The following is a 7,744-nucleotide window of genomic DNA, read 5'->3' on the forward strand; positions in this document are numbered from 1 at the left end:
CCCTCTCCAGGGGAGCGGCTTCGGGCAATGCGTTTGCACCTGTTTCTTCCTGCGCTAAACACGTACGCTGTCGGAAGAATATCCCGGGCGGCCTCCAACCTAACGTGTACATCGAAGTCTCGCACCTGGTATTACTTAATACACGCGCTCATTTGCACGATGCTACGCTTCACATAAGTGTTTGCTCTATATAATTTTCGGAATCCCTCTTCCTACATCCCCCTCCTCTGAGGGGGACTTGAGGAACGCCTTCCACGGTTCCTTCCTCCTCGGGGAGGACAGGTAGGATGGAGGGGAATCCACCCGGCAATCCCCAAAACCATTGTTGAGGTCACTTAGCCGCTTGCAGAACAATTTTACGGCACGGGTAGACAGCGTCCCGTCTGGACGTTATATTCGAAGTCCACCTGCCGACTTCGTTTTCTTCTGCGCATTCCTTGACTGTCTATGCCTACCCGCCGTGCTTCACTCCGTGCTTTTTGCGCAACACTACTCCTTGCGCTCCTCCTCGTTGTTGGATGCGACTCGGGCGCGCCCCCCGATGAGACACCAGATGACCCCGCCCCGCTTGATACAGCTGCCTGGGTCGACGATGCCGTCATCTACGAGATGTTCATCCCCGACTTCTCGGAGGAAGGCACCTTTCAGGGGGCCATGGAGCGCTTTGACCATCTGGAAGAACTGGGCATCAACACCATCTGGCTCATGCCCATCCATCCCATTGGCGAAGAGCGCGCCAAGACCGACATTGGCCCGCTCGGCTCGCCCTATTCCATCCGCGACTACTATGCCGTAAACCCCGATTACGGCTCAGAGGAAGACTTCCGCGCGTTTGTCGACGAGGCCCACGCCCGTGACATGCGCGTTATTATCGACCTGGTGGCCAACCACACCGCCTGGGACCACCCGTGGCTCGATGAAAACCCCGAATGGTACGAAGACGGCCCCATCGACGGCTTTACCGTACCCGTGCTCGATGGCGACACGACCGACTGGACCGACGTGGTGCAGCTCGACTACGATAACCCGGAGCTGCGCGACGAAATGATCGCGATGATGCAGTACTGGGTCCGCGAGTATAACATTGACGGCTATCGCGCCGATGTCGCTGGCCTGGTTCCTAACGACTTCTGGACCCGTGCCATCGACTCGCTCGAAGCCGTTAAAGATCCGGTGTTTATGCTGGCTGAAGATGCAGAGCCCGAGATGCACGACGCAGGCTTTGACCTCACCTACGCGTGGCCCTTCTATGGCGAAATGGTCGAAACCTGGGAAGACGAGCATTCACTTCCCGACCTCGTAGAAACCATCGAATCCGTGGATGAGGAGCTTCCCGAAGGAGCCATGCGCATGCGCTTCTCAACCAACCACGACGAAACCGCATGGGACGCCCCGCCGCCCGCTCTCTTTGGCGGACAGGAAGGCGCGAAGACGGCGTTTGTCTTTGCTACCACGCTGCCCGGCGTGCCGCTCATCTACAACGGACAGGAGTTGAGCGTGCAAGACACGGTTTCCTTCTTCGAGGCCACACCCTACGACTGGGAGGCCGAGACGACCCTCATGCCGTTCTATACCGAGTACATGGAGGTATACACCGAGAGCGAGGCGCTACGCCGCGGCACGCTCGACATCCTCACCCCCGAGTCCGAAGACGCTCTGCTCTACCGGCGCGAAGCGGATGACGAGGAGCTTCTCGTTGCCATTAATGTGCGGGATGAAGAGGTGCAGATCGACCTGCCCAGCGATCATCAGGGACGCACATGGACGGATGTGTTCTCCGGCGAATCCCTCACCCCCGACGGCTTCACCCTCGCGCCGTATGGGCACCGGATTCTTCGGGCGGCGGAGTGACAGATCGCCAGTCACCCCAATGTAAAGCACGGTGCGGTGCCGGTTGCTCATGATGTAGACGTGGTGCGTGCGGGCCATCGCGTGGGGCAGCCGTTGCTGACGGAAAGCGCGGGACGACATGACCCGACACGCCCGCAATCGCAACGTGCCACGACCCGCACCGTGGTGTCATGGTGAGCGTAGCCGAACCATCTCCTGCTCCGTTAGCAGACACCCGCCAGGTGAACGGCCGTGTCGGAGGTGGAGGAGATCCAAAAGAGAGAATCACGAATCCGATGTCAGATACGTAGCGCCCGCCTCATCGCCCCAGAGCTCTTCCAGGCGCGCATCGCGTCCGCAGCCCTGGCGGTAACGGTTGTAGTGGCCGGGATTCTTCTCGTAGTAGTTCTGATGGTAGTCTTCAGCAGCATAGAACGCCTCAAACGGCTGAATCGGCACGACGACCTCCTCGTCGAAGCGCTCCTGCACATCGGTCTTGGTGGATTCAGCCCGTTCGCGCTGCGTGTCGTTGTGCGCAAAGATGGCCGGGCGATAGCTGTTGCCACGGTCGCAGAACTGGCCTCCGTCGTCGAGCGGGTCGATGTTGCGCCAGTAAACCTCCAGAAGGGTCTCGTAATCGACAACCTCGGCATCGTAGATGACCTGCACCACTTCCGTGTGTCCGGTGTCGCCGCCGGTGACCTGGTCGTAGGAAGGGTTCTCGACATCGCCGCCGGAGAAGCCGGAGATGGTGGCAGCTACGCCGTCGAGTTTGTCGTACGGCGGCTCCATGCACCAGAAGCATCCGCCCGCGAACGTAGCGGTGTCGGGCTGCGCCAGCGCGCTGATGTCCACGTCGGGCGTATCAGCGGGCTCGTCGGACTGCGTGGAAGAGGCGTCGGCACAGCCCAGCAGCAGCGTGGTGATGGCCAAGAGAAGCGTAAGGAGCAGCGTTCGCATGGGTGTGGGGGGGTAGGTTTTGAATGGGAGCGGTTTGTGATGGATAGCCCGACTATCAGATGCCCAATTGCCTCGGGAGGCGTCCAACGGGGGACCGTTGGACACAGCGATAGTTTTTTATTAGCACGGCCATTTATCATTTCATCACTCTCCGATATTCTGTCGAGGGCCATGGTACATGACAAAACTCACATGCTCCTTCACACACCCAGGTTTTAGTCATTCTGAGGAGCGCAGCGAGGGCCGGAGGTCATGCCTGTTGTACGAAGAATCTCTTCGAATCCAGCGGAACCAAGGGCTGATCGCTGTTTTCCTCTGGTCTGATTCCGTCCATTCCGGAGAGATTCCTCGCATGCGCTCGGAATGACATGCTGGGGAATCCGGAATACCGATTCTGTGAAAGCTTGCTCAGGTTTTGTCGTGTACTGTAGTCGAGGGCAGGGGGGCGGAAGTATATTACAATCCATTTTCCCTCCTGCTGCCGACGGTCCTCGGTCCGAAAGGTGGCGGCGGTTACCGCAACTCCGGCAACGATTCGCCTTCAGGCACGAAAGCCAGCGCCAAGCCGTTGTTGCAGTAGCGGAGTCCGGTGGGGTCGGGGCCGTCTTCGAATACGTGCCCCTGGTGCCCGCCGCAGCGAGCGCAGTGATACTCGGTGCGCACCATACCCGCACTGGTGTCGCGCTTCGTGCCGAGGCGTCCGTCGAGCGGAGCCCAGAAGCTGGGCCAGCCGGTGCCGCTCTCATACTTGGTCGATGACGGAAACAGCGGCAGGTGGCAGGCCGCGCAGATGAACGTGCCGCGGCGCTCCTCTTCCAGGAGCGGACTGCTGTAACGCGGCTCGGTGCCGGCTTCAAACAGGATACGATAGGCCTCATCGTCGACCAGTTCGCGCCATGCGTCGGCGGTGCGGGTGGATTCGCCCACCGTTTCTACGGGGGGATGCACGTGCAGCGTATCCGACTGAATGCCCTCACTAAAGACACGGGCATCGGGTGGGGCTGGGGCCACCTGTAGCGTGTCGGAGGCTGCGGAAGCGCCAGGGGCCGACTGTCCGCGCTGGCATCCAACAAACACGCCTGGCGCGGCAAGAGCAACAGTAAGTCCCTTCAAGAAGGTAGCACGAGTCATAAGCAGCGTTGGGAATGTGGACGATGCGAGCGATATGCAGGCCCGGCACTACCCGTCGGTTTCCACCTGAACCTGTACAACAAGCGTGTCGGCGGGCGATTCGACGGCGGGTACCAGCACCAGATCGTAGGTACCCGGATCGGCATCGGCGGCGGGCCAGACCAGCGAGCGGCGGGCCACGCCACTGAAGGGCGGCCCCTCTACCAGGCGATAGCGCTCTACCGTGGTTTCGCCAACGGTTTCGGGCAGCATGGTGGTGAGCACCTTGCCTGTTGCAATGGACACGCGCATGGTGTCGGCGGGCGCAACACCCGGCGAGGGCGAAGGTTGGAAGGGAGGCGGCATCATGCCAAGCCCAAGGAGCGCCATCCAGCACGAAAACGCAGCAACAGCAGTACGCACAGGCACAAAGCGTGGGTGGACAAGCAATGTTCAGTACCATATACCGATGCATACGAGTTGGGTTGCTCTGCATGGCCTGGTGCGGCGCAACGATGTCGTTGGCCGCAGCACAGGAGCCGGGCGGTCTGGGGAATGCAGACCCGGAGCGCTGGGCGGTGGTGGTTGATGGTGACGCCGCGGACTGGCCCGATCTTGTGGACCCGCCCCCTGCCGATTCGGTGCGCGCTGCAGCGAAAGCCCTCACGCGGCACTATCAGCGGCAGGGCTACCTGCGTGCCACCGTCGATTCAGCAACCGTGCACACGAACACGCCCCCCCACGCCACCTTCTACCTGACGCGCGGCTCGCAAACAACCGTCGATGCCGTTCAGCTTAGTGGCCACGAGGCGCTTTCGGAGGCCGCCCTCCGCCGCGCCATGCAGCTTCGTGCAGGCGAGCCGCTCGATCAGTACATGCTCGACGCAGATCTGCGCGCGCTTCAGGAGGCATACCGGACTGAGGGCTACCCGCTCGCCACCGTGCACGTAGAGACGATCGATCCGGTGGGCGAGCACGCTGTTGCTGTGACCCTGGCCATCGACGAGGGCCCGCAGCTCTGGCTGAAGGCCGTTGAACTGGACGGCGCCGAGCGTACGAATCCTGCCTACGTGGCGCGGGCGGCGGGACTGACGTACGAGGCCCCGCTTCGCAACTACGATCCCGAGGCGCTCCGCATCGCGCTGCAGGACACGGGATTGTTTTCGCAGGTTGAGGCTCCCGCCCTGCAGGTAGACCCCGACGGCGGGGCCACGCTCACCTTTGCGCTGGAGGAGCGTCCGCCGGGCGTGTTCGACCTGGTGGTGGGCGTTCTCCCTGAGGGCGGCGCAGAAGAGAGCACCTCGTTTGTGGGATCCGGACGGCTGGAGCTGGAGAACCTGTTCGGCGGCGGACGCGAGGCGGATCTCGACCTGGACCGCCGCCCGGGCCGCTCGAGCACAGTCGATGTGCGGCTGCGCGATCCGTTCGTGCTGGGGAAGGCGCTCGATGCTGAGGTCGTCTTTGCGGGCGAGCAGCGCGATTCGTCGTATAGCGCACGCACCTACCGGGCCAGCCTGGGCTACGACGTGCGGCCCGACTGGCAGCTGCGCGGCACCGTGCGCCGCTCCGTGACGCGCCCGGGTCCGCAAGGGCAATCGTTGCAAGACGGGGCGCAGCGCGTGGCCCGCAGTCAGGTGTGGCTGGGCGGGGTGGGCCTACGCATCGATCAGACCGACCGTCGCCGCGCGCCGCGCCAGGGGCTGCGAATAGATGTGCTTGTGGAGCAGGGCCGCCAGCAGCGCACCCGCCGCACGGTGGTTGAGCGCGACACCCTGCGCTCGCAGTCCACCTCACAGCAAACGCGCCTCGACGGCCATCTACGCACCTTTTGGCCACTGGGGATACGCCACACGCTGGTGCTGGGGGCCGAAGCCCAGGCGCTGCTGGCCGATACCTACGACCCGAGCGATCTGTTTCGGCTGGGCGGGTATGAGTCGCTGCGGGGATACGACGAGGATCGCTTCTCGGGGCGCGTGGTCGGGCGCGGACTTGCGGAGTACCGCCTCCTTGTCGATCGCGTCTCGTTTGTGTTTGCATTTGCTGAGATCGGAGGCGTAGACCGGCCCGCTCTTGAAGGGCGCTCGGGGGAGGAACGCCCAGGGCGGCGGTCGTGGCATCCGAGTGCGGGGATTGGGGCCGAGCTCAGCACCGGACTTGGGCGCATCAACATCAGTTATGCGATGAACCCCGACGACGGCAGTCCCGCCAACGGACGGGTGCACGTGGGGCTGGCGGTGGCGTTGTAGGGGGAAGGCGCGACCATCAGCACCCCGGCTCTGCGAATCCTTGGTGGGAACGGCTCCAGACCTTCGCCTCCGCTTGACGCTACCCGGTGTGATGCCGATACTTGGGAATGTGCGAGGCGCATCGCCATCAGGCAAAGCCGTCGCATCCGCTACCTATTCCTAACTGTACACCAAAGATCTATGTCAAATCCACTTCGTGTTGGCGTACTCACCGGCGGGGGCGACTGCCCCGGACTCAACGCCGTCATTCGTGCTGTAACGAAGAGCCTGCTGTCGCAGTGCAACGCTGAAGTTGTAGGGATTCGCGAGGGATTCCGCGGGCTCATCGAGGGCGATACGCAGCCGCTCGAATCGCCCGATGTAAGCGGCATCTTAACGCAGGGCGGCACCATTCTGGGGGCGAGCAATAAGGCAAATCCATTTGAATACTACGCCAGCGGCGGGGCCGACGTGTCGGCGCGTACTCTGAAGGTGTATGAGCGCCTTAACCTGGATGCGATTGTGGCCATTGGAGGCGACGGCACGATGTCGATCGCGCATCGCCTGCAGAAGCTGGGGATGAACATTGTGGGCGTGCCCAAAACCATCGACAACGACCTGATGGGCACCGACCGCACGTTTGGCTTCGACACGGCCGTGCACATTGCCACGGAGGCGATGGACCGCATCCACACGACCGCGCAGAGCCATCACCGCGTGATGATCGTGGAGACGATGGGCCGCTACGCCGGGTGGATTGCGTTGCACGCGGGCGTGGCCAGCGGAGCCGACATCATCTTGATTCCAGAGCTGCCCTACGACGTAGACGAGGTCATCCGCGTCTGCCAGGAACGCGAGGAAGGGGGGCGGCAGTTTACAATCATCGCCATTGCGGAGGGCGCCAAGCCTGAAGGTGGCTCCTTTACCGTAAGCCAGCGTGTAGAAGAGAGCCACGATCCGCTGCGTCTGGGCGGGGTTGGCAAGGCGCTGGCCGAGCAGATTAAGCCGCACATTGAGAGTGAGGTGCGCACCTCGATCCTGGGGCACATGCAACGCGGCGGCACGCCCACCGCGTACGATCGTACGCTATCCACAGCTTTTGGCGCACACGCGGCTGAGCTAGTAGCCGAAGAAATCTTCGGCGTGATGGTCGCGCGTCAGGAAAGCCGCTTTACGCACATTCCGCTCGAAGACGTGGCCGACGAAACGCGCACTGTGCCTCGCAACGCCCCGCTCATCGCCTCGGGCGTGGCTATGGGCACCTCGTTTGGCGTGACGGATCTGGATGTGTGCATGCGTGAAGCAACGATTATGCCGTAGTTGGGTCGCCCTGCTCTTGGATTGAGACGCCCGGGCCGTATCTGTTTAGCGGGCTTCAATGAACGCCCGGGGACCGCTTGCGTCCCCGGCTATCTTGTGCCGAACGCTATTGGCGTCTCATGCGGTGAGTCGCTAAACGCGTACCCCGGGCCGGCACAGGCAGTGGTTATCTATATGCTTGCTTCTCTCACCCCTGATATTGAATGTTTTACCTCCGTCTGTTGTAACGCGGGTATATACATCCATCAGGTACACCCTGTTTTCATCCACAGGATCTGCAATCACTTCCTGGTAATAGT

At 62.1% G+C, this 7,744-nt stretch carries 6 protein-coding genes; 3 read left to right on the forward strand and 3 right to left on the reverse strand.

Translation table 11 applies throughout. From position 1 onward, the window contains the following. Positions 1 to 447: 447 nt before the first annotated feature. Complete coding sequence (locus R6U20_RS00880; protein ID WP_410335984.1) at positions 448 to 1,851, forward strand: alpha-amylase family glycosyl hydrolase; 1,404 nt, start codon at positions 448 to 450, stop codon at positions 1,849 to 1,851. Between the two features lie 264 nt (positions 1,852 to 2,115). Here the strand turns inward: R6U20_RS00880 and msrA are convergent, their stop codons facing one another. The 3 genes from msrA to R6U20_RS00895 form a co-directional block, all read right to left on the reverse strand. After that, positions 2,116 to 2,790, reverse strand: a complete 675-nt coding sequence (msrA, locus tag R6U20_RS00885) for a peptide-methionine (S)-S-oxide reductase MsrA (RefSeq protein WP_410335985.1) — start codon at positions 2,788 to 2,790, stop codon at positions 2,116 to 2,118. Positions 2,791 to 3,303: 513 nt separating this feature from the next. After that, positions 3,304 to 3,921 (reverse strand): peptide-methionine (R)-S-oxide reductase MsrB, encoded by a 618-nt coding sequence (msrB, locus tag R6U20_RS00890; protein WP_410335986.1) that lies wholly within the window; start codon positions 3,919 to 3,921, stop codon positions 3,304 to 3,306. 48 nt (positions 3,922 to 3,969) lie between these two features. Beyond that, positions 3,970 to 4,323 carry a hypothetical protein gene (locus R6U20_RS00895; RefSeq protein ID WP_410335987.1) on the reverse strand — a complete coding sequence of 118 codons (354 nt, stop codon included), beginning with the start codon at positions 4,321 to 4,323 and terminating at the stop codon, positions 3,970 to 3,972. Between the two features lie 92 nt (positions 4,324 to 4,415). Here R6U20_RS00895 and R6U20_RS00900 point away from each other — a divergent pair, with 92 nt between their 5' ends. Further along, positions 4,416 to 6,146 carry an outer membrane protein assembly factor gene (locus R6U20_RS00900; RefSeq protein ID WP_410335988.1) on the forward strand — a complete coding sequence of 577 codons (1,731 nt, stop codon included), beginning with the start codon at positions 4,416 to 4,418 and terminating at the stop codon, positions 6,144 to 6,146. A 180-nt stretch (positions 6,147 to 6,326) separates the two neighbouring features. Beyond that, positions 6,327 to 7,445, forward strand: a complete 1,119-nt coding sequence (locus tag R6U20_RS00905) for a 6-phosphofructokinase (protein ID WP_410335989.1) — start codon at positions 6,327 to 6,329, stop codon at positions 7,443 to 7,445. Positions 7,446 to 7,744: the final 299 nt, after the last annotated feature.

It is taken from the genome of Longimonas sp. (assembly GCF_046498435.1).
Taxonomy (GTDB): domain Bacteria; phylum Bacteroidota; class Rhodothermia; order Rhodothermales; family Salinibacteraceae; genus Longimonas.